19 protein-coding genes and 1 pseudogene are annotated in these 22524 nt (G+C 64.3%); 7 read left to right on the top strand and 13 right to left on the bottom strand.

From position 1 onward, the window contains the following. Nucleotides 1–29: 29 nt before the first annotated feature. Nucleotides 30–742 (top strand): annotated as a pseudogene (locus SALB1_RS07410) (NAD(P)H-dependent oxidoreductase). An 83-nt stretch (nt 743–825) separates the two neighbouring features. On the opposite strand, the gene metE reads toward SALB1_RS07410, so the two are convergent. After that, entirely contained in the window at nt 826–3102 is a 2277-nt protein-coding gene (metE, locus tag SALB1_RS07405) for a 5-methyltetrahydropteroyltriglutamate--homocysteine S-methyltransferase (RefSeq protein ID WP_109993285.1), read from the bottom strand. 128 nt (nt 3103–3230) lie between these two features. Between metE and SALB1_RS07400 the strand changes: the two genes are divergently transcribed. Continuing rightward, complete coding sequence (locus SALB1_RS07400) at nt 3231–4127, top strand: LysR family transcriptional regulator (protein ID WP_109993284.1); 897 nt, start codon at nt 3231–3233, stop codon at nt 4125–4127. A gap of 124 nt (nt 4128–4251) precedes the next feature. Here SALB1_RS07400 and SALB1_RS07395 read toward each other — a convergent pair whose 3' ends face one another. The 3 genes from SALB1_RS07395 to yidD form a co-directional block, all read right to left on the bottom strand. Next, nucleotides 4252–4512 carry a type B 50S ribosomal protein L31 gene (locus tag SALB1_RS07395; protein ID WP_109993283.1) on the bottom strand — a complete coding sequence of 87 codons (261 nt, stop codon included), beginning with the start codon at nt 4510–4512 and terminating at the stop codon, nt 4252–4254. Nucleotides 4513–4566: 54 nt separating this feature from the next. Further along, a complete protein-coding gene (gene ileS, locus SALB1_RS07390; RefSeq protein WP_109993282.1) occupies nt 4567–7758 on the bottom strand; it encodes an isoleucine--tRNA ligase in 3192 nt (1063 codons plus the stop codon). 182 nt (nt 7759–7940) lie between these two features. Continuing rightward, on the bottom strand, nt 7941–8246 hold the full coding sequence (gene yidD, locus SALB1_RS07385) for a membrane protein insertion efficiency factor YidD (protein WP_109993281.1): 306 nt from the start codon (nt 8244–8246) through the stop codon (nt 7941–7943). Between the two features lie 70 nt (nt 8247–8316). Between yidD and SALB1_RS07380 the strand changes: the two genes are divergently transcribed. Beyond that, nucleotides 8317–8733, top strand: coding sequence for a SufE family protein (locus SALB1_RS07380; protein ID WP_109993280.1), 417 nt, complete (start codon nt 8317–8319; stop codon nt 8731–8733). 92 nt (nt 8734–8825) lie between these two features. On the opposite strand, the gene SALB1_RS07375 is transcribed toward SALB1_RS07380, so the two are convergent. The 3 genes from SALB1_RS07375 to SALB1_RS07365 all read right to left on the bottom strand — a co-directional run bounded on the left by SALB1_RS07375 (nt 8826) and on the right by SALB1_RS07365 (nt 11120). After that, nucleotides 8826–9524, bottom strand: coding sequence for a YhcB family protein (locus SALB1_RS07375; RefSeq protein WP_109993279.1), 699 nt, complete (start codon nt 9522–9524; stop codon nt 8826–8828). 339 nt (nt 9525–9863) lie between these two features. After that, nucleotides 9864–10277 carry a CoA-binding protein gene (locus SALB1_RS07370; protein ID WP_255414524.1) on the bottom strand — a complete coding sequence of 138 codons (414 nt, stop codon included), beginning with the start codon at nt 10275–10277 and terminating at the stop codon, nt 9864–9866. After that, nucleotides 10278–11120 (bottom strand): hypothetical protein, encoded by an 843-nt coding sequence (locus SALB1_RS07365; RefSeq protein ID WP_145961272.1) that lies wholly within the window; start codon nt 11118–11120, stop codon nt 10278–10280. Between the two features lie 14 nt (nt 11121–11134). On the opposite strand from SALB1_RS07365, the gene SALB1_RS07360 reads away from it, so the two are divergent. Next, nucleotides 11135–11671: a hypothetical protein gene (locus tag SALB1_RS07360; protein ID WP_199678722.1), complete on the top strand. Its 537-nt coding sequence runs from the start codon at nt 11135–11137 to the stop codon at nt 11669–11671. A 497-nt stretch (nt 11672–12168) separates the two neighbouring features. Here the strand turns inward: SALB1_RS07360 and gpmA are convergent, their stop codons facing one another. The 4 genes from gpmA to gor form a co-directional block, all read right to left on the bottom strand. Continuing rightward, entirely contained in the window at nt 12169–12918 is a 750-nt protein-coding gene (gpmA, locus tag SALB1_RS07355) for a 2,3-diphosphoglycerate-dependent phosphoglycerate mutase (RefSeq protein WP_109993277.1), read from the bottom strand. A 114-nt stretch (nt 12919–13032) separates the two neighbouring features. Then, a complete protein-coding gene (locus SALB1_RS07350) occupies nt 13033–13446 on the bottom strand; it encodes a 3D domain-containing protein (RefSeq protein WP_255414523.1) in 414 nt (137 codons plus the stop codon). Nucleotides 13447–13488: 42 nt separating this feature from the next. Then, the gene (locus SALB1_RS07345) at nt 13489–14379 is read right to left on the bottom strand and encodes an alpha/beta hydrolase (RefSeq protein WP_255414522.1); all 891 of its coding nucleotides are present in this window, start codon (nt 14377–14379) and stop codon (nt 13489–13491) included. Next, nucleotides 14376–15725, bottom strand: a complete 1350-nt coding sequence (gor, locus tag SALB1_RS07340; protein WP_109993276.1) for a glutathione-disulfide reductase — start codon at nt 15723–15725, stop codon at nt 14376–14378. Before gor ends, SALB1_RS07345 begins: the two co-directional genes overlap by 4 nt. Before the next feature lie 141 nt (nt 15726–15866). Between gor and SALB1_RS07335 the strand changes: the two genes are divergently transcribed. Then, the gene (locus SALB1_RS07335; RefSeq protein WP_199678721.1) at nt 15867–17948 is read left to right on the top strand and encodes a M3 family metallopeptidase; all 2082 of its coding nucleotides are present in this window, start codon (nt 15867–15869) and stop codon (nt 17946–17948) included. 38 nt (nt 17949–17986) lie between these two features. Here the strand turns inward: SALB1_RS07335 and SALB1_RS07330 are convergent, their stop codons facing one another. Next, the gene (locus SALB1_RS07330; RefSeq protein WP_255414521.1) at nt 17987–18466 is read right to left on the bottom strand and encodes a DUF1499 domain-containing protein; all 480 of its coding nucleotides are present in this window, start codon (nt 18464–18466) and stop codon (nt 17987–17989) included. 86 nt (nt 18467–18552) lie between these two features. Between SALB1_RS07330 and xth the strand changes: the two genes are divergently transcribed. After that, nucleotides 18553–19332, top strand: coding sequence for an exodeoxyribonuclease III (gene xth, locus SALB1_RS07325; RefSeq protein WP_109993275.1), 780 nt, complete (start codon nt 18553–18555; stop codon nt 19330–19332). Nucleotides 19333–19450: 118 nt separating this feature from the next. Here xth and SALB1_RS07320 read toward each other — a convergent pair whose 3' ends face one another. Continuing rightward, a complete protein-coding gene (locus SALB1_RS07320; protein WP_109993274.1) occupies nt 19451–20401 on the bottom strand; it encodes a Gfo/Idh/MocA family protein in 951 nt (316 codons plus the stop codon). A 319-nt stretch (nt 20402–20720) separates the two neighbouring features. Between SALB1_RS07320 and SALB1_RS07315 the strand changes: the two genes are divergently transcribed. Then, nucleotides 20721–22517: a bifunctional diguanylate cyclase/phosphodiesterase gene (locus tag SALB1_RS07315; RefSeq protein WP_109993273.1), complete on the top strand. Its 1797-nt coding sequence runs from the start codon at nt 20721–20723 to the stop codon at nt 22515–22517. Nucleotides 22518–22524: the final 7 nt, after the last annotated feature.

Raw genomic sequence — 22524 nt, 5'->3', positions numbered from 1 at the left:
AGCAATCCGGCTCATTCACGAGGCACGTTATGCCTACCCTCATCGTCCACGCCCATCCCGAAGCCCGCTCGTTCAACGCCGCGCTGACCGCCACGGCGCGTAATACGCTGGAAGCCCGCGGCCATACGGTCGAAATATCCGATCTTTATGCCGAAGGTTTCGACCCCGTCGAAGGGCCGCGGCACTATGCCGAGCGCGCCGATAGCGAGCGTTTCGCGCCGCTGACCGAACAGCGCCACGCCAGCGAGCGTGGGCAACTGCCGGCCGATGTGGCGCGCGAGATCGACCGACTGGAGCGCGCCGACCTCGTGATCCTGCAGTTTCCGCTTTGGTGGCATGCCCAGCCGGCGATCGTGAAAGGCTGGTTCGACCGGGTGTTCGTCTACGGCGGGCTGTACACCGGCAGTCGCCGCTACGACGCCGGCCATTTCCGCGGCAAGCGCGCCATGCTCTCGGTGACCACTGGCGGGCCGCGACGCTCTTTTCTGCCCTATGGACGTGGCGGCCCGATCGAGCGTCTGCTCTGGCCAATCAACTATTCTCTCTACTACATGGGTTTCGACGTGCTCGCGCCGCAACTCACCCACGGCGTACAAGGCGCCGGCATCTGGCCGAGGCCAAACACGCCTGGGCCGAACGCCTGCGCCATATCGATCGCGACCGGCCCATCCCGTTCACGGGCTGGGATGACTGGGACGACGGCGTGCTGGCGCCCAATCATCCGCAGCGTTGGCTGGGCTGATCGCCAGTTGGACACAAAAATGCCGCCCCGGCAGGCCGGGGCGGCCAAGGACGAGGCTTGCGCCCCGCCGGATGGATCACGAATCAGGCCGCGCGAGCCTGACGCATCCGCTTTGCGGCCTCGACCATGTTCTCCAACGCCGGCTTGACCTCGGCCCAGCCGCGGGTCTTGAGTCCGCAGTCCGGGTTCACCCAGAGTTTTTCGGCCGGCAACACGGCCACGGCCTTGTCGAGCAGGGCGACCATCTCGTCAGCACTCGGCACACGCGGGCTGTGGATATCGTAGACACCCGGGCCGATCTCGTTCGGATACTGGAACTTCACGAAGGCATCCAGCAGCTCCATCTGGGAGCGCGAGGTTTCGATGGAGATGCAGTCGGCATCCATGGCCGCGATCGACTCGATGATGTCGTTGAACTCCGAGTAGCACATGTGGGTGTGCACCTGGGTATCGTCGCGCACGCCGCCCGCTGCCAGCCGGAAGGCGGCCGCGGCCCAGTCCAGGTATTCATTCCAATCGGCACGGCGCAGTGGCAGGCCTTCGCGAAAGGCCGCCTCGTCGCACTGGATCGCGGCCAGGCCGGCCGCTTCCAGATCGACGATCTCGTCGCGGATGGCGAGTGCAACCTGCTTCACGGTTTCGGACCGGGGCTGGTCATCGCGCACGAAGGCCCACTGCACCATGGTCACCGGGCCGGTGAGCATGCCCTTCATCGGCTTTTTTGTCTGCGACTGGGCGTATTTCGACCATTTCACCGTCATCGGCTTCGGCCGCGAGACATCGCCGTAGATGATCGGTGGCTTCACATAGCGCGAGCCATAGCTCTGCACCCAGCCAAGCTTGGTGAAGGCATAGCCGGCCAGTTGCTCGCCGAAATACTCGACCATGTCGTTACGCTCGAATTCGCCGTGCACGAGCATGTCGAAGCCCATGTCTTCCTGCATGGCGATGGCGTCATCAGTCTGCTGCTTCAGGAATGCGTCGTAGTCGGCGTCGGACAGATCGCCCTTCTTGTGCGCGGCACGTGCGCGGCGCACGTCTTGCGTCTGCGGAAAGGAGCCGATAGTGGTGGTCGGGAACATCGGCAGCTTCAACTTGGCCTGTTGCTGACGCGCACGTTCAGGATAATCCGAGGTACGCCGGTAGTCCGCGGGCGTAAGCCCTGCCACGCGCTTGGCCACGAAGTCGTCGTGGATGAGTGTGGAGTTGCGGCGATCCGCCATTGCCCGGGCGTTGGCCTCGAACAGGGCCTCGTCGACATCGCCGTCGAGCGCACGGGCCAGTGCCACGATCTCGGCCAGCCTCTCTTCGGCAAAGGCCAGCCAGTCGGCCAGCCGCGAATCGAGTTGGGTTTCGTTGCGCAGCGCCACCGGGCTGTGCAGCAGCGAGCAGGCCGGGCCGATCATCAGGCGATCGCCACCCACGATCTCCCGCACCTGCGCCAGCGCCGCCCTGGCCTGGGCCAGATCGGTCTTCCAGACGTTGCGCCCGTCCACGATGCCGACGGAAAGACGCACGCCCGCCGGTAACCGCGCGGCCACGGTCTCGAGTTCGCCGGCGCCGCGTACGGCGTCAATATGCAAAGCTTCGACCGGCAGGCTCGTGAACAGGTCGAGGTTGTCACGCAGCTCACCAAAATAATTCGTGACCATGATCCTGAGATCGCCGACGCGCGACAGCGCGGCATAGGTCTGCTCGATGACCGCGCGCTGGGCCGCGCTCAGATCGAGCGAGAGGATCGGTTCGTCGATCTGGACCCACTCGGCGCCGGCCGCCGCCAGCCGGTCCAGAATCTCGACGTAGACCGGGATCAGCTGGTCGGCGAGCGCGAACTTGTCCAGCTCCGAGCCGTCGGTGACCTTGCCGAGGGTGAGATAGGTCGCCGGGCCGATGAGCACGGGCTTGGTGGTCATGCCCTGCCCCTTCGCCTCGACAAATTCGTCGAAGACCTTGGTGCCAGCCAGCTTGAAGGTCGTGTCCGCGGTGAACTCGGGCACCAGGTAGTGGTAGTTGGTATCGAACCACTTGGTCATCTCGCAGGCGATGGCGCTGTCCGTGCCACGGGCCATGTCGAAGGCCAGATCGAGATTGGCGTTCGCCCCGTCCCAGTCGAACCGCGCCGGCACGTTGCCGACCAGACAGGCCATGTCCAGAACCTGGTCGTAGAAGGAGAAATCGTTGGACGGAATCAGGTCGATACCGGCCTCGCGTTGTTTTTCCCAGTTCGCGCGCCGGATGGCGGCACCCGCCGCTTCCAGGCCGGCACGATCGAGATCGCCCGCCCAGTAGGCCTCGGTGGCTTTCTTCAACTCACGGCGTTCGCCGATGCGTGGGAAACCGAGATTATGGGATGTGGTCATGGATCGTCGCTCCTGTTCTGCGTTATCCGAGCCAGCACCGCTGGCGATCGGTCGAGATGTTAGAGCGACTCGATCATGACTAATATTGGTATATTTGCATCAATACATGACTGAAGCTCATACAACGAATGATCGAGCGCATCCACCTGCGCATCCTGCGCCAGATCGAACGCGACGGTTCGTTGACCGCCGCGGCCAAATCACTGCATCTGACCCAGTCGGCGTTGAGCCATGCCATCCGCAAACTGGAAGATCAGGCCGGCACGGCGATCTGGCGCCGGGAGGGGCGGCGCATCCGCCTGACGCCGGCCGGCGATTATCTGCTCGCCGCGGCCGAGCGCCTGCTGCCGCAGTTGGAGCGGCTGGATACGGTGCTGGCCGATTATGCCGCCGGGCAGTACGGCACGCTGCGCATCGGCATGGAATGCCACCCCTGCTATCGCTGGCTGCTCAAGATTGTGGCGCCCTATCTGGCGACCTGGCCGGGCGTGGACATCGACGTGATCCAGGCGTTTCGCTTCGGCGGCATGGCGGCATTGTTCAACCACGATATCGATATTCTGGTCACGCCCGATCCGCTGGCCAAGCGCGGTGTGGTCTTCGAGCCGGTGTTCGATTACGAGCAGGTACTGGTGGTGGCGACCGGCCATCGCCTGGCCGGGCGCGAATACGTCACCGCCGAGGCGCTGGCCGATGAGGTGCTGTTGTCCTACCCGGTGGACCCGGCCCGGCTGGATATCTTCACCGAGCTGCTCGGGCCGGCGCATGTCACACCACGGCGCCACAAGACGCTCGAATCCACCGATATCATGCTGCAGTTGGTGGCCGCCGGACGCGGCGTGTCGGCCCTGCCACGCTGGCTGGTCGATGAATACGCGGCCGAGCTGGCGATTACGCCAGTGCGGCTCGGTCCGGCCGGCATCGCGAAGCAGATCCATCTGGGCGCACGGCGCGCCAGCCTTGAGGAGCCGCCCATCGCCGGTTTCCTGGAGGCCGCTCGCGCCGGGCCGTCCAATACGGCGTAACGCGCCGGGCCGTATCGTCAGACGCAAACGTCAGACACACGAAGGCACCGGCCGCCGGTGCGGCCGATGCCTCGAACACGAAACGATCCGCATGCCGGCATGACCGGCACGAGAAAAAGCCGGTTTAGGCTTTTTTCTTCTTCATCATGCCGAACCGACGGTTGAAGCGTTCAACCTTGCCGGTGGTATCCATGATGTTCTGTTTGCCGGTGTAGAACGGATGCGTATCGCTGGTGACTTCCAGCTTGACCAGCGGATAGGTGTTGCCGTCTTCCCACTCGATGGTCTCGTTCGAGTCGATGGTCGAACGGGTCAGGAAAGCGAACTCGCTGCCCATGTCCTTGAAGACGACCGGGCGGTACTGGGGATGGATATCCTGTTTCATGATCTTTAGACCGTCGCGTTTGCGATTGGTGGAAGTTGTTCGTGTATCTCGTGACTAGCGTTCGCGCGTCAGCGCCATTGCCAGCTCGCTGTCGCCGACCTCGAAATCGGCCTGGACATCGCCGGCCGGCGTCTCGGCCATTGCCATCGTACGCGCCAGCGTTTCGCGCGCGATCCAGTCGCCGTGCGCGGCGATGGCCGCCGCCAATGCATCGTTTCCGGCGCGGTACTCCACCCGGATGCGATCGGCGACGTGAAATTCCGCCTGCTTGCGCAGCCGCTGGATACGGTTGACGACTTCGCGCGCCAGCCCACGCTGGATCAGCGAATCGGTAAGTGTACTATCAAGTGCCACCGTAACGCCATCCTCGCGGCCGACCAGCCAGCCTTCGACGCCTTCGGCGGAAACCAGCAGATCGCCCTCGCCCAGTTCCACGGCCTCGCCGTCGGCGGTCACGGTCAGCGCGTTGTCGCGCAGATAGGCTGCAATCGCGTCGTCGTCCAGCTCGGCCACGGCAGCGGCCACCGCCTTCATCTTCTTGCCCAGGCGCTTGCCGAGCTGCTTGAAGTTGGGCTTGGCCTGGCGCTTGACCAGATCGCCCTCGCCGGCGACATATTCGATGGCATCGACGTTGACCTCGTCGCGCACGATGGCAGCCACGGCTTCCACGTCGGCCCGTGCCACGCCGGGTTCCTCAACCACGAGAATCCGCGCCACCGGCTGGCGCACGTTCAGCCCGGCCTCGTTGCGCAGGGCCAGCGTATTGGCCACGATCGCCCGCGCCAGCGCCATGCGTCGTTCGAGATCGGTGTCGGTCATGGCCGGATCGGGGGTCGGGAAATCGGCCAGATGCACCGAGGCCCGCGCGTCTTCCTGCGCGGCCAGCTGGCTGTACAGCCAGTCGGCAAAGAACGGCGCGATCGGCGCCATCATCGCGGCCGTATCGCGCAGGCAGGTGAGCGTGGTGTGGTAGGCCGCGCGCTTGTCGGCCACGGCCTCGTCGCTGGCGTTGTCGTTCGCATCCGCGCGCGCGCCAGCCCAGAAACGGGCCCGGGAGCGGCGGATGTACCAGTTCGACAGCGCATCGATGAAACGCTCGACCGCACGCGCGGCCCGCGTCGGGTTGTAGTCGTCGAGTGCCGCCGCGGCTTCGGCGGCCGTGGACTGCAACCGCGACAGGATCCAGCGATCCAGCTCGGGACGCTCCGCCACGGCCGGGGCCGGCGTGCCCGCGGTGAAGCCGTCGATGTTGGCGTAGGTGGCGAAGAACGAATACACGTTCTCCAGCGTGCCGAACACCTTGGTGCGCGTCTCGCGCAGGCCGCGGTCGGCGTACTTGGTGTTGTCCCAGGGCGGGCTGTTGGACAGCATGTACCAGCGGATGACGTCCGCGCCGTGCGTCTCCAGGGCCTCGAACGGGTCGACCGTGTTGCCCTTGGACTTGGACATCTTCTCGCCGTTGGCGTCCAGCAGCAGGCCGTTGACGATGACGTTCTTGTAGGCGGGCGAGTCCTGGATCAGCGTGCCGATGGCGTGCAACGAGTAGAACCAGCCGCGGGTCTGGTCCACGCCCTCACAGATGAAGTCGGCCGGGAAGTTCGCCTCGAAGATTTCCTTGTTTTCGAACGGGTAGTGCCACTGCGCGAACGGCATGGCGCCCGAATCGAACCAGACGTCGATGATTTCAGGCACGCGCCGCATAGTGCCGCCATCGGCGGCCGACCAGGTGATGGCATCGACCTGCGGCTTGTGCAGATCGAGATCGGCATCATCAGCCACCTGGTCGCCAGCGTACTCGCGCAACTCGGCGATGGAGCCGATGACGACGATATCGTCCGGGTTCTGGTCGTTGACCCAGATCGGCAGCGGCGTGCCCCAGTAGCGATGCCGCGACAGCGCCCAGTCCACGTTGTTGGCCAGCCAGTCGCCGAAGCGGCCGGTGCCGACATGCGGCGGATGCCAGTGAATCCGGTTGTTGTATTCGACCAGCCGGTCCTTGTGCGCTTGCGTCGCCACGAACCAGGACTCGACCGGGTAGTTCATCAAGGGCGTGCCCTTGCGCCAGTCGTGCGGGTAGTTGTGGACCGTAACCTGTTGGCTGAACAGCAGGCCGCGTTCCTTCAGATCGCGTGCGATCGGCTTGTCGGCGTCCTTGAACCACAGCCCGCCAACCAGCGGAAAATCCTCGCGGAAACGCCCGTCGCGCTCGATCGGGTTGAACACCGGCATGCCGGCGGCCGCGGTAACCGTGAAGTCGTCCGCACCAAAGGCCGGCGCCTCGTGCGCGATGCCGGTGCCATCGTCGGTGGTGATGAAGTCGGCCGCGATCACGTGCCAGGCGTTGTGTGCCTCGGGGTGATCGGCGAAACAATCGTAGGGTGGGGTGTAGCGGCGGCCGATCAGCGCCTCGGCGCCGAAGGTCTCGAGGATTTCGGCGTTTTCGCCGAGCGTTGCGGCCACGCATTCCTTCGCCAGGATATAGACCGAGCCGTCCTCGGCACGCGCCCTCGCGTACTCGATGTCGGGGCCGACGGCCAGTGCCACATTGGACGGCATGGTCCAGGGCGTGGTGGTCCAGGCCAGGATCGCCACATCCGGCTCGTCCTCAAGGAAGAACTTCACCGTGATCGACGGATCCTGCACTTCCTTGTAGCCGAGGCTGACCTCGTGCGAGGACAGCACCGTGCCGGAGCCCGGCGAGTACCAGTGGATCTTGTGGCCCTTGTACAGCAGGCCCTTGTCGTGCAGCTGCTTGAGCAGCCACCAGACCGACTCGATGTATTCATTGGAGAAGGTGACATACGGCGCATCGAGATCCACCCAGTAGCCGATCCGGCGCGTGAGTTCGTCCCACTGGTTCTTGTAGCGCAGCACCGACTCGCGACAGGCCGCGTTGTACTTGTCGATGCCGTAGGCCTCGATGTCCTCGCGCGATTTCAGGCCCAGTTCCTTCTCGACCTCGATCTCCACCGGCAGGCCGTGCGTATCCCAGCCGGCCTTTCGATCCACGCGATAGCCGCGCATGGTCTTGTAGCGGCAGAACGCGTCCTTGATCGTGCGCCCGAGCACATGATGAATGCCGGGCCGGCCGTTGGCCGTGGGCGGGCCTTCGTAAAAGGTGAAGGTCGGGCCGTCGGCGCGCGCGGCCGTACTGGCCTCGAATACGCCGGCGTCCTCCCACCAGCGCCGGATCTCGGTCTCGACCGCCGGCAGGTTCAGGGGCTTGTGCTCGGAAAAACCGCTCATGGCTCAACGTACTGGTAGAAAACGAGAACAAAGACGGGCGCGGCGCACGAAGGCCCGCCCGCTTGATTTCAAATCGGACGCGCCGCTGGCCGTGCCGGCCAACATCGCTCGCCAAAACCTACAGAGCGCGACACTATAAACCCTGCCGCTCGCGCATGCATCGCCGGACGTCTTGCCGAGCCTCAACCGTCGCCGTGGTGATGCTCGTGGCCCGCGTGCCCGGCGCGCGGCGGAACCGGATCGAAACCGCCTTCGTTGAGCGGATGGCAACGCGTGATACGGCGGATCGCCAGCCAACTGCCGCGAATCGGGCCGTGGCGCGACAGCGCCGTCAGCGCGTATTCCGAGCAGGTCGGCGCAAACCGGCAGCGCGGGCCGAGCAACGGCGAAATCGCATAGCGATAGAACAGGATCGGCGCCCGCAGCAGGACCACCGTCAGCCGGGCGATCGCGGCCCTGAGTTGTCTAGCAATGCGGCGCGCGTACATGGCTCTTGCTTGACTGCACGATTTTCCGACCCAACCTTAAGCCGATAGTTCTCGTTAACGACACTACGCCATGGATGACCGCGTCGAACAGCTCAAGACCACTTTCGAGATGCTGCCGGACTGGGAAGAGCGTTACCGCTACATCATCGATCTGGGGCGCAAGCTCGAGCCGCTCGAGGACGCCGAACGCAACGAAGCGACCCGGGTGCGTGGCTGCATGAGCCAGGTCTGGCTGGTGGCCGACGAGGCCGATGACGACAAACTGCATTTCCGCGGTGACTCGGACGCCCATATCGTACGCGGCCTGATCGGCGTGCTGTTGATGATCTATTCCGACAAGACGCCGCGCGAGATCGCCGAAACCGATATCAACCAGATCTTCGCCGATCTCAACCTTGAGCAGCACATCACCATGAATCGCCGCAACGGCCTGTATTCCATGGTGGAGACGATCCAGCGTTCGGCCGCCCATCGGCTCTCGTCCTGAGGCCAGCCGATGGCGCCCAGCCGCGATCGATGCGCCATCGCGACGCCTGACCCGGCCGGACTCGCGTAGCCGCCCGGCCGTTTCGAGCCCGGCTATTTGCGCTTGTTCGCGCTGCCGATGGGCACATGCCGGGCCTGGCCCGACTTGGACTCGGCGGACGCGGAGGCCTGCCCTGCATTCGCCGGCGCGGGCCGAGCGCCGGCCCCACCGGTTTGGCTGGCCGAGGTCTTGCTATCGGCCGCGCTGGCGGCCGGCTTCTGCTCGCCGCCAGCAGCAGCGCTCGCGCCATTGGACTTTTTCGTGGCATTGCCGCCCGCGCCGCCCGACCGGGAGGGCGATGTAGCGGCCGGGTTGCTCGCCCCCGCGCCCGGTCTGGCGGCTGCCGTATTCTCCGCCGGCTTCGACTCGTTGGCGTGAGCGGCCGGCTTGTCGCCGCCGCGCGCCGGGGCGCTCGTGCTCTTTTCATCCGCGCCGGCCTGCGTGATCTGTTCCGGCGACGGCGGCGGTGCGACCATCTTCTCGTCGCTCAAATCCGCCAGTTTCTGCGCGCCCTCCGACATGTGCCGATACATGTCGCGGTAGTCATCAACCATGCGCGACATGATCGCCGAGGTCTGCTGGAAATGCTCGCGCACGTCGGCCTTGAGATCGTCGTGCTTCTGTTTTTCCTTGTCCGCGACCTCGTTGTAGTCATTGCCGGCGCGACTGCCGATGAAATAACCAATGACCAGCGCGATGACCACGCAGACGGCGAGAATGATGATCATGACTACCGGGCTCAGATTCGCCATGTTGCGCGTCTCCTGGGATTTCTAATTCGGACTATCCACACCATAGTGGTCGGTACGCTGAACGCCGACAAGGCGACAAGGCGATAACAGCCGCAAACCGGGCTCAGCCCGCCGCACCGCCACGGCATCCATCGACGCAAGATTCGTGCAACAAACCGCGAGGCCGGGCGAAAAAGCGCCGGCGGCCGGCCATCATGCCCTCACCCCTCGATTCCGCGCCCTCGTTGCAACCGAGGGCCTGGATTGCGCGTGATTTCCGGGCGGGCAAGGCGCATGGACCGTATCAGGAAATACGGCGCAGGGCCGCAACGCGGCGCTCGCACGAAACGGCAACAGGCCCTAGCCGAGCAGCCGGTTGAATTCCTTGTACATACACCGGTCCATGATCACGTGGATGCCGTGTGCCGCCGCTTCGCGCGCCGCCTCGTGATGCACCACGCCTTCCTGCAACCACAGGTTGGGTACGCCTTTTTCGATGCACAGCTCCACGATCGACGGCACATGCCGCGGATCGCGAAACACCGTGACCATATTGATGGTATCGGTGACGTACTTGAGATCGGCAAACGCTTTCAGCCCGAGAATGCGGTCAGCGTTCGGATTGACCGGGATGATCTCGTAACCGGCTTCCATCATGCCCTTGGCCACGGCGTACGAAGGACGGCTCGGATCGGGCGAGAGTCCGACGACGGCGATACGACGAGCCTGGGCCAAAATTTCTCGGATACTGACGTCGTCTGTGATTATCGGCACTTATAGATCCTTTGTCTTTGAAGCCTCCGGAATACTCCGGCCCGCCGCTTCGAGCGTCTTTCCGATACACTGCACGAGCGTCGCGTTGACCCAAACCATAGCGGATCGGTGCTGGAGAGCGGCGTAGCGCTCAAGCGTATCGGTGCCCACAGCGCGATAGACGTAGAGCAGCATCAGCGGCAGCTGCTGCTCCAACTTGCGGCGGAGCCCTTTCCTCGTATTCGATAGGATACGCTGAATTTGTGTTTCGTCGACCCGCCCAGACGGGCCGAGCGCGAGATTGCGCGCCCTGATCATGGCGCCCAGCAGGGTCACGTTAAAGCGCGTCTGAAGATCCGCCAGCCGCATGTCGCGAGCGAGTTGGTCGACGGTGCGCAACCGCCGCTTTCGCTGATGGCCGGCCGGCTTGTCCGTGAATTGCTTGAAACCCCGGGCGAATCCCGGCTGGCCTACCTCGCGCTGGAGCGCGATCATCCTTCGCGCCAGCGGTTTGTCCAGCCATCCGGCCGCCCGCGCCAGATCGCGCGCACGGCCCTGGTCGCGTGCCGACTTCGCCAGGCGGCGGATGGTCTGTTCGACCAATGGCGAGGGTGCAAAGGCCCGATTCACCCGACGATCCACTTGCTGGCGCCGGTCCAGCGCGACCGTCTGCGGCAGATTGCGATTGAGCGACCCCGACACCGCAGGCGCGGCCTGAGCCAGCAGGCCCGAGACCCGATACACCGATACCAGATGCCGCGCGGCCGCCCGATCCGTCCGCCCGGAATGCAACGCGCACCCTGCGACAACAAACGTCAACGCAAGCAATGGCACGATGAGATAGCATCGGCGCGCCCCTTTCATTTGCGACTCGTGCCGTGAACAATCCCGAGACTGTACGCGAAAGCCCGGCGCCGACCGCCCACATCACCCGTGTCGACGCGATCGGGACCGCCACGCTGCGCCAGCTGTTGGCCGATTTTCAGCTCAGCGTCACCGAGATCTCGCTCGACGCTCCAATCCCGGGCAGCTTCTGGGGCGAGGTCGAGGCCGGATTACAGGGCGATACGCTGCTGGTGCGTCCCGACACCCCGCTGCATTCGGCGTTGCACGAGGCCGGCCACTACGTCTGCATGGACCCGGCACGTCGGGCCGTACTGGATACCGATGCCGGCGGCGACTACGACGAAGAAAACGCCGTGTGCTACTGGCAGATCATGATCTGCGACCGTATCGACGGCATCGACCGGGCCACGATGTGCGCCGACATGGACGCCTGGGGCTATACCTTCCGGCTCGGCAGCGCGGCCGCCTGGTTTGCCGACGACGCCGAGGACGCGCGAGCCTGGCTGATCGCACAGGGCTTGCTGGATGATGCCGCCGATCGACTGCGCTCGGGCCGGCGCGAGACCTGAGCGCGACTCGGCGCTGGCACCTTAGCCTGGAAAACCGTCCGCCAATGCACGCAATCGCCGCAACAAGCGGCGAACGCAAATAATACACAAAAAACCAGTGATCCCGGCCGCAATGACGCGGCTATTGATCCGCGCTCTAGCCGCCATTTATTTGCGTCCATTCGCGTTCATTGGCGGACGATTTACGTCTTTCCGTGCAGCCTGTGGCTACTTTCCCCTTCCCTTGACCTAATCGGCCAAAGTTACGTAAGTCGAATTAGGTGCTTGCACCGTAATCCGACAGCCGAGCCTCAGAACCTGCGGACTGAACGTCGGATTGCGCGCTGCGCGCTAATCCGACCGACCGCCGGAAATCACCGTCCGCAAATAGTACAGACGGCAAAGCCAATGATCCCGGCCGCAATGGCACGGCTAGTGATGCGCGTTCTAGCCGTCGTTTATTTGCGTTAATTCGCGTTCATTTGCGGACGATTTACGTCCTGTCACACGATCCAGGGCTACTTGCCCTTGGCCTGATCGGCCACGGCCTTGGCGGCTTTCTCGGCCGCGTCGGCATCGCCGAGATAGCCCGATTCGATGACGTTCAGCTCGTCGTCGAGCTGGTAGCGCAGCGGGATGCCGGTGGGGATGTTCAAGCCGGTGATCTCATCGTCGGCAATGCCGTCGAGATACTTCACCAGCGCCCGCAGGCTGTTGCCGTGGGCGGCGACCAGCACGTTGTCGCCGGCCTTAAGGCGCGGCGCGATGGCGTCATGCCAGTACGGCAGCACGCGCTCAAGCGTCAGCTTGAGGGATTCGGTACCCGGCAGCACGCGGGCGTCGAGCCTGGCATAGCGCGGGTCGTTGCGCGGGTGTCCCGGATCGTCGGCGTCCATTTCGGGCGGCGGCGTGTCGTAGCTGCGACGCCAGATGTGCACCTGATCGTCGCCGTGCTTTTCAGCCGTCTCCGACTTGTCCAGACCCTGCAGGCCGCCGTAATGGCGCTCATTGAGCCGCCAGTGGCGCTCGACGTCCAACCAGGGCTGTTCCATTTCGCTGAGGGCGATCCACAGCGTCTTGATCGCACGGGTCAGCACGGAGGTGAAGGCGATGTCGAAGCGGATGTTTTCGTCCGCCAGCAGCCTGCCCGCCCGCCTTGCCTCGTCGCGCCCCGTCTCGGTCAGGTCGACATCGACCCATCCGGTGAAGCGATTTTCCAGATTCCACTGACTCTGTCCGTGGCGCAGGAGTACCAGCTGGCCGGCCATGACCTCTCCTTGGTTTGTCTTGTCATCGGAGAGCGCAGATTAACTTAACTGGCGCGATCACGGGTAATGCCGCACCCGAGCCGGCGCTCGCGACGCCGACACAACCGGGCCGAGTCAGCTGTTGTCGTTCTCGGCGTAGAGAATGTGAATATCGTGCTGAACACCCCAGTTGCGCGCCTTGGAGACGTTGTGCCCCATGTAGATATCGATCTTGTTGGTCCAGCGCGCAGCCATCTTGTCGCGCACGACGTAGATGCCCGGCAGCCCCTGGATTTTCACCTTGGTGCCATGGGTGAGACCTTTCTTGATCAGATCACGCGAGACCGCGATCGCGTGCATCCCCGGCTTGAGCACATCACCCCACGCCGCGACCGACGGGTCGTGACGGGTGGTCTGGGAGGGCACCGAGTTGTAGGCCGATGCCGCCACGCTCAACGTTTTCCACTCAACGGATTCTGCACTGGCCGCGCCACAACTCGTCAGCAGCAGCAAGCCCGCACAGGCAGCGGCGCATACCTTTCGGCGCATATCCGGCCCCTCGGCTGTTCGCGAGCGCAGGAGTCTACCCAGTCAAGCTGAACAGGGCCTGTCCGCGGCATGAAGATTGACGAAATCCGCGATGCGATCGAGCTCGTCACCCTTGAAGCGAAGCACCGATGCAAGGGGCGCGATCAGCATCACGTGGTTCACACCCGGATAAATTTTTACTTCGGCCGATCCGCCCGCTTGCTTGACTCGGGCGGCCATATTCGTCGTGTTTTTCGGCAACACCGTGGTGTCCGCTCCGCCGTGCAGCAACAGCATCGGCGGCTCGTCGCCATTGACGAAATGGATCGGCTGCGTATTCGGCCCATTATGTTTCGGCGCAAATATCTTCTGCAGAACAGGGTCGGTGATGGGCAGAAAATCGTACGGCCCGGACAGGCCGATGAAGCCCGATAGGTCGTGGATCGAGGCGCCGGCATCGGCCAGGTATCGTGCGTTCGTGGCCAGCATCGCCGCGATCTGCGCGCCGGCGGAATGGCCGGCCACGAACAGATGGCAGGCGTTGCCGCCATAAGCGCCGATGTGCCGTTTCGTCCAGGCTACGGCGGCGGCGCCGTCATCGATGAAGGCCGGAAATCTGACGTTCGGGTATAACCGATAATCGGGCAGGACAGCCGTAATGCCGCGCGAGGCCAGCGCCTCGCCGACGAAGCGGTAACCGTTCTTGTTGCCGGTCTGCCAGCTGCCACCGTAAAAAAACACCACTACGGGGCGGCCGGCGGCGGGCTGGTGCGGCGCGTAGACATCGAGCTTCTGGCGCGGCTGATCGCCATAGGCGATGTCCGAATGCCGGGCGTAGCCCCAGCGCGGCACCAGGGCATTGATCCAGAACTGGCCGGAACAGGCGGCGAGCAGCCCGGTCAGCAGGCCCATGGCCGCCAGGCGCTCGAACAGGGCAGCGCCGGGCCGACTCACGTCATGGTCACGAATTCTTCCGCACTGGTCGGATGAATGGCGACGGTATCGTCGAAATCGCGCTTGGTGGCGCCCATCTTCACGGCTACCGCAAAGCCCTGGGTCATTTCGTCGGCGCCATCACCGATGACATGCGCCCCCACGACTTTTTCGTCTTCGCCCACGCAGACCAGCTTCATGTCGGAAGGTGTCTTGTCGTCGAGCACGCCATGGTACAGCGCCACGTAGTGACTGGTATAGATCTTCACCGCGTCGTCGCCGTAGGCCGCGCGCGCCTCGGCTTCCGACAGGCCGACGGTGCCGATCGGCGGATGGGTGAACACCACGCTCGGAATGTTGTGATAGTCCAGCCGCCGCTCCGGCATGCCGCCAAACAGACGATCGGCGAGGCGCCGCCCGGCCGCGATGGCCACCGGCGTGAGTTCGACGGCGCCAGTCACGTCGCCCAGGGCATGTATGCCAGCGACCGGCGTATCCTGCCATCCGTCGACCGGCACCGTGCCGTCGGCGTGCAATTCCAGCCCGGTGTTTTCCAGCCCGAGGCCTTCGGTGTTAGGCACGCGCCCAATGGCCCAGATGAGTTCGTCGAAGCCGCTGATCGTGCTGCCGTCCTCGAAACGCGCGACGATACCGTCGTCGCCTTCGGCGAGCTCGGCCACCTGGCGCTTCATGTGGATCGCGATACCGGCCGCGCGCATGCGCTCGATCAGCGTCTCGCCTAGCATGGCGTCGAAGCCCGCCAGCACATGACCCTTGCGCAGCAACAGCGTGACCCGACTGCCGAGCGCGTTCAGCACGCCAGCCAGTTCGCAGGCGATATAACCGCTGCCGACGATGGCGACGCGCTCGGGGCGCTGCGTCCAGGTGAAGAATCCGTCGGAATCGGTGCCGAGCGCGGCGCCCGGAATCTCCGGCCAACGCGGCTTACCGCCGGTGGCGATCAGCACGTGCGTCGCGCTGATCCGCCGACCGTCGACCTCGACCGTGCGGGTATCGACGAAATGGGCCTCGCCGGCGACATATTCCACGCCGCTCTTGTCGAGATTGCGGTCGTAGATGCCGTTCAGGCGTTTGATGTAGGTTTCGCGGTTGGCCACCAGTGTCGACCAGTCGTGATCCTGCGGCACCGCGTTGAAGCCGTAGTCGTGGGCATGGGCCGCGTGGATGGCGAATTCAGCGGCATGCCACATTACTTTCTTGGGCACGCAGCCGACGTTGACGCAGGTGCCGCCCAGACGCCCACGCTCGACGAGCACGACTTTCGCACCGTGGGCAGCGGCGCGCCGCGCCGTGGCAATACCGCCGGAGCCGCCGCCGATAACGAGCAGGTCACAAGTCTCGAACATGATCCTTGATCCATCAATCAACCGAATATCGGCATTGTAGGCACGCCGCCGCGGCCCCGGCCAGCCGCGACCGCGCCCTTGATTGCAGCGGGTTGCACCGCATCATCATGCAACTACCGACAATGGCCCGCGAGGCGATAAATGAGTGCAGTGACCGAACCCGCCGACAACCCGCTTCTCGACATGCTGGCCACCGGCGAGCTGCCGGACTTCGAGCAACTGTCGCCAGAACACGCGGAGCCGGCGATCGATACCCTGATCGCCGAGGCGCAGGCGGCGATCGAGCGCTGCACGACCGATGCCACGGCCAGCGGCTGGGCCGGCCTCATCGCTCCGGTCGAGGACGCCGAAGACCGCCTCGAACGCGCCTTCTCCCCGGTCGCACACATGCACGCGGTGATGGACTCGCCGGAATGGCGCGAGGCCTACCAGACCTGTTTGCCCAAACTGACCGCCTTCTCCTCGGAGGTGGGCCAGAACACGGCGCTTTATGAAGCTATCAAGGCGCTTCGCGATGGCGACGAGTTCGCCAGGCTGGATGCGACCCGACAGCGCGTAATCACCGATCGCCTGCGCGACTTCGAACTGGCCGGCGTGGCCCTGTCCGAAGACGCCAAGGCGCGCTACAAGGAGATCGCGCAGCGCCTGTCGGCGCTCTCCACCACCTTTGAACAGAATGTGCTGGATGCCACCCAGATCTGGCAGCGGCACATCACCGACCATGCCGCGCTGGAGGGCCTGCCCCAATCCGCGCTCGATCTGCTGGCACAGAACGCGGCCCACAAGGACATGGACGGCTGGCTGATCACCCTCGACGCGCCCAGCTTCCTCGCCGTGCTCACCTATGCCGAGGATCGGGCGCTGCGGCATGCCGTGTACGAAGCCTTCGCCACCCGCGCTTCGGATGCCGGCCCGCATGCCGGCGAATACGACAACTCGCCGGTCATGGACGAGATGCTCGCGCTACGGCACGAAGCCGCCGGCCTGCTCGGATTCGACAACTACGCCGAGCGCTCACTGGCCCGCAAGATGGCCGAATCGCCAGCCCAGATCGAAGCCTTCCTGCTCGATCTGGCCGAGCGCAGCTTCGCGCCCGCCCGCGAGGAACTGGCCGCGCTGCGGGCCCTGGCCGCCGAGGACGGCATCGACGAACTGGCCGCCTGGGACATTGCCTACTATGCCGAAAAACTCAAGGAGGCCCGCTACGACTTCTCCGACGAGGATCTACGGCCCTACTTCCCCGCCCCGGCCGTGATCGACGGCCTGTTCAAGGTCACCCAGCGCCTGTACGACGTGAATATCCACGCCCGTGACGACGTGCCCGTCTATCACCCCGACGTGACCGTCTACGAGATCACCGATGCCGACGACACCTCGCGGGGGGTGTTCTATCTCGACCCGTATGCCCGCGAAGGCAAGCGCGGCGGCGCCTGGATGCATCCATTCCAGAACCGGTGCGTCATGGACGACGGCGGCGTGCAGAAACCGCTGGCGTTTCTCACCTGCAACTTCTCGCCGCCGGTCGGCGACAAGCCGGCGCTGCTCACCCACGACGAAGTCACCACCCTCTTCCACGAGTTCGGCCACGGCCTGCATCACATGCTCACGCGCGTGGCGCGGCCGTCGCTGGCCGGCATTTCCGGCGTGGAATGGGACGCGGTCGAACTGCCCAGCCAGTTCATGGAGAACTGGTGCTGGTACCGCGAATCACTCGACCTGTTCGCGGCTCACTACGAGACCGGCGAGCCCGTCCCGCAGGCGCTGTTCGACAAGCTCGCAGCGGCCCGCAACCACATGGCCGGCTGGCAGATGCTGCGCCAGGTGGAGATCTCGCTGTTCGACCTGCGCCTGCATCGCGATTTCGATCCCGAGCACGGCGCTGCCGTGATGGACACGCTCAACCAGGTGCGCAGTGAAGTCTCCCTGCTGCCCGCGCCCGAGTTCAACCGCTTCCCGCACAGCTTCATGCACATCTTCGCGGGCGGCTACGCAGCCGGCTACTACAGCTACAAATGGGCCGAAGTGCTGTCGGCCGACGCCTTCTCGGCGTTCGAGGAAACCGAGCTGTTCGATACCGAAACCGGCCGACGTTTTCTCACCGAAGTGCTGGAACGGGGCGCCACCCGCGACGCCATGGACAGCTTCGTCGCCTTCCGCGGCCGGGAGCCCTCGATCGACGCGCTGCTGCGCCACAGCGGGCTGAGCGGGCCGAAAGCGGCCTGATCGCAAGCACGCGGGCGCCAGACCGGTGGCGCCCGCTTTCACGTCACCGCACCGACACGCCGCTCGAATGCCCTGCGAGTCCGGGCCACCCGATCGCGGTTCACCCCGAAATCGTAATAGCCGATGCGCGAGGATGATTTGACGTCTATGATCGATTCGGTGGGCTGAACGATGAACGTGACATCGTCCACAAAGCCGAGCGTGGTAGTGAAGGTCGCATGGATGAAGCGGCTCTCAGCCGAGACGATCCTGGCGTTGTCCTGGCTGGCGAGCACCGCGAGCAGGGCCTGCCTTGCCCGCCCGGCCGACCCCCTGTAGGCAAGCGGCATGACGTAGTGCGAATCATCCGGCGCGGCCTGGGACGATACGCAATGCGGCGCGCGGGCACAGGGGGTGAAATGGCTGTTGTCCACCCTGAACCGCTTCGGCGGGCCGGTGGCACAGCCCGTCAGGCCCGCGGCCATTACAATGGCGACAACGGTCGGACTGTGGATCAGCTTGTCGAATACACCGGACATGGCGCTCGCTCGTCGCGTTCGGGAGTTTTGATGCTACACCCGCCGCCTTCATTCATCGCCATTCACTGCTGCCGACACGGACGCCCATGCAAATCGCCACCTGGAACGTGAACTCGCTCAACGTGCGCTTGCCGCATGTCACCGCCTGGCTGGAGAAAAATCCGGTCGATGCGCTCGCCCTGCAGGAAACCAAGCTCACCGACGACAAGTTTCCGGCCGAGGCGCTCGCCGAGGCCGGTTACCACAGCGTGTTCGCCGGCCAGAAGACGTACAACGGCGTGGCCCTGCTGTCGAAAACCCCGGCCACCGACGTCATCACGGCTTTGCCGGACTTCGAGGATGACCACAAGCGTGTGATCGCGGGCACCGTGGACGGCGTACGCGTGATCGGGGTGTACTGCCCGAACGGCAAGGATCTGGACAACCCGAGCTACGACTACAAGCTGGCCTGGTTCGAAGCCCTGCGCCTGTGGCTCGCGCGCGAACTCGAAAGCCACGACCAACTCGTGCTCACCGGCGACTTCAACGTCGCGCCCCGCCCCGAGGACACCTACGACGCCGACAAGTGGGAAGGCCGTATCCTGTGCTCACCGCCCGAGCGTGCGGCGTTGCAGGCCTTGCTCGACACCGGGCTCACTGATTGCTGGATGGCCTTCGAAGCCGACAAGGAAGGCCGGCATCGCTTTACCTGGTGGGATTATCGCAACGGCGGCTGGGCCCGCAACGCGGGGCTGCGTATCGATCACATTCTGGCTTCGCGGGCGTTGGCGCAAGCCTGTACCGATTGCCGCGCCCACGTCGGCGAGAGGGGGCGCAAGCGCCCGTCGGATCACGTGCCGGTCGTGGGCACTTTCGCTACCGTTTAAGCGCCTATTCCAACGGGCTCCAAGCCACGCTGCTCCAGGCCCGGCGGCCCGCGCCCTGTGCCGCCGGGTACAGCGCATAGGCTTGAACGGCGCGCTTGGAACCTATTCCAATAGGCTCTTAGTAACGACTCGATTGGGCGACCGCCGCGTTGATGCGCTCCAGTGTTTCGATCACCGTGACCGCGCTCGCACCATCCGACCGCGGACGCTGGCGCGTTTTCACGCAATCCAGGAAGTGCGCCAGTTCCAGCCGCAGCGGCTGTGCGTCGCCACGGTGCACGACTTCGCTGCCTTCGTCGTGGTTCTGCAGATCGGCGTCGATCCACTTGCGGTGATGCGTCACGGTCTGGGCCACTTCGTCGTAGACGAGCATGCCGCGTGAACCGCGCAGCAGGGTCCGCCGCGTAGTCTCGGGCCACAGCCACGAAGTATGGATATTGCCGCGCATACCACTGGGGAATTCCAGATGCACGTGGACCTCGTCCTCGACCGCCAGCCCGAGCATGCGATGGCCGGTGCCGCGCACGCGCTCGGGCGCCTCGCCGGTGAGATAGAGCATGATCGCCATATCGTGCACGCCGATATCCCAGATCACGTTCTCCGCGCTGCGGGCGCGTCCGAGATTGAGTCGCTCGTGCCGGATCGAAAACAACGTGCCCAGTTCTCCGCCCTCGACATAGGCCTTGATCCAGGCAATGGCCGGCTGGTACATCAACAGATGGCCGACCATGAGGACGCGCCCACCGGCCTCGGCCGCCTGGGCCAGTTCGCGCGCATCGTCCGAGCTATGGGTCATCGGCTTTTCGACGAACACATCCTTGCCGGCCCGGACCGCGGCGAGCGCGATCTCGTGATGCGTCGGCGTGGGCGTGGCGATTGCCACCGCGTCGCAGTCCGAGGCCAGGGCCGCCTGCCAGTCGGCATACAGGGCAAGCTCGGGATCCGCAGCGGCATAGGCATTGAGGCGCCGGTTATTGCCCTCGACGATACCCGACAACACACCCAGCGCCTCGAGGTTGTTGATGATGTTCTTGCCCCAGGCGCCGGCCCCGATCGCTACGATTTTCATACATGCCCTGACAAACGCGAAGGCCCTAGTGTAACGACAGCGTTCGCGATCGGCAGGCCGCCCCGCGCGCCAGGGCGCGGCCGGAATCGTCCGGCGCGCTTGCGCCGCCAGACGAGCCGCACCGTATGCCGTTGCCGCCGGCGACACGAAACTGCCATATTCGAGCCGTAGCTTGGATCGATGGTGCCGCTTACGGCCGGATTGGCGAAGATTAATCTTTTTTGACTTTTCGTGTATTGCCCTCTTTTTTGCCGCCAGGTGGCCGATAAGAAAGACCGTGAGCCCATGAACCAAGGATATCCGTGTGACCGTATTCCCCATGGCCTCTGAACTTAAGAACACGGCGCGCGCAGAGTCCAATCCGCCGAGCCCGGCCAACTTTATCGACCGGCTCACGCGTCACATCGATTACGCCTTCCAGCCGATCGTCAGCATCAACAGCGGACGCTGCTACGGCGTCGAAGCCCTCATGCGGGGCTGGCAGGACACCGGACTCAACAGCATCGACGCGGTGCTCGATTTCGCGCATGAACACGACCTGCTGATCGAGACCGACGCCCTGCTCAAGCGCGCCGCGTTCGAAAAATTCAGCAGACTGTCTTTCGGGCGCGATCTGCGCCTTTTCTTCAACATCGACAATCGGCTGTTCAGCAGCACGGCCTACAATCCCAAGCGAACGGTCTGGGCGCTCGAGCGCTACAAGCTCCAGCCCTCGTCTGTGGTACTGGAGGTGTCAGAACGCAATCACCTCAATCGCGAGGCCGGCTCCTACCAGGTTCTCGAAAAGTACCGAGACAGCACGGTGCAAATGGCGCTCGACGATTTCGGCACCGGTTTTTCGGGCCTGTCGCTGCTCTACGACACCAACCCCGAATATGTGAAAATCGACCGCTATTTCATTTCCAACATCGATAACGACCGCCGCAAGAAACTATTCGTCTCGCATGTGGTGAGCCTCGCCAAGACGCTCGGGATCCGCGTGGTCGCCGAGGGGGTGGAGACCGCGGCCGAGCTCTATACCTGTCGCGAGATCGGGTGCGACCTGGTTCAGGGTTATCTCATCCAGCGGCCCACCCGGCAATTGTCGGAGCTCAGGCCCGACTATCCGAGCGTACTCGACATGCACGCGGCCGACCGGCGCAAGAAACACGAAACCGCGACATCGGTGCACCAGCAGCTCGACCATGCGCCCGCGCTGGATGTGAGCATGGGCATGGTCGATATCCTGGATGCTTTCCGCCGCCACCCGGAACGCTCGTTCTTTCCGTTTCTCGGCGAGAACCGGCATCCCATCGGCATCATCCGGGAAACCGAACTCAAGGAATACATCTATTCGCCCTACGGTCGCGACCTGCTGGCGCGAAAACGGCGCGAGGAATATCTTGAACTGTTCGTGCGTCGCTGCCCGGTTGCCGACGTTCACACCGCCATCGACCTCATTCTCGAGCAATATTCGGTGGCCCCGAGCCGTGACGGCGTGGTGATTACCGACGACGGCGCCTATCTGGGGGTGCTCAGCGCCGAGGCGCTGGTCCTGGCGGTACAGGAACGCAATCTGGAACTGGCGCGCGACCAGAATCCGCTGACCAAGCTGCCCGGCAACCCCTCGATCGAGCGCTTCATCAACGAGCTCAAGATCAGCGACTGTCGCACCGCACTGCTGTATTTCGATCTCGATAATTTCAAGGTCTTCAACGACGCCTACGGCTTTCGCCTGGGCGATCGGGTGCTGCGCATGTTCGCCGAGATCCTGCAGAAGAATTTCGCGATGCTCGGCGCCTTCATCGGGCATATCGGCGGGGACGATTTCTTCGTGGCGGTACAGGACGAACCCTATCCGGCGATCGCCCAGACCGCGCGCCGCGTACTCGACGATTTCCGCTCCAGTGCCGAATCCCTGTATAGCGAAGGGGATCGCCAGGCCGGGTACCTGGTCGGGCTGGACCGGCGCGGCCGCCGAACCGAGTTCCCGTTGCTCTCGGCCAGCAGCGCGCTGCTGACTGTGGACCAACATACGCGCGACCGCTCGGAATACGCGTTTCTGTCCATCATCACGCTGCTCAAGGAGCAAGCCAAGCATTACGGCAACACCGTCAGCGCCGCCTCCGCACTCTGAGTCGGAC

This window comes from Salinisphaera sp. LB1 (assembly GCF_003177035.1).
In the GTDB taxonomy this organism is placed as follows: Bacteria; Pseudomonadota; Gammaproteobacteria; order Nevskiales; family Salinisphaeraceae; genus Salinisphaera.
The sequence above is the reverse complement of the archived record's forward strand: the minus strand, read 5'-3'. Positions and strand labels throughout refer to the sequence as shown.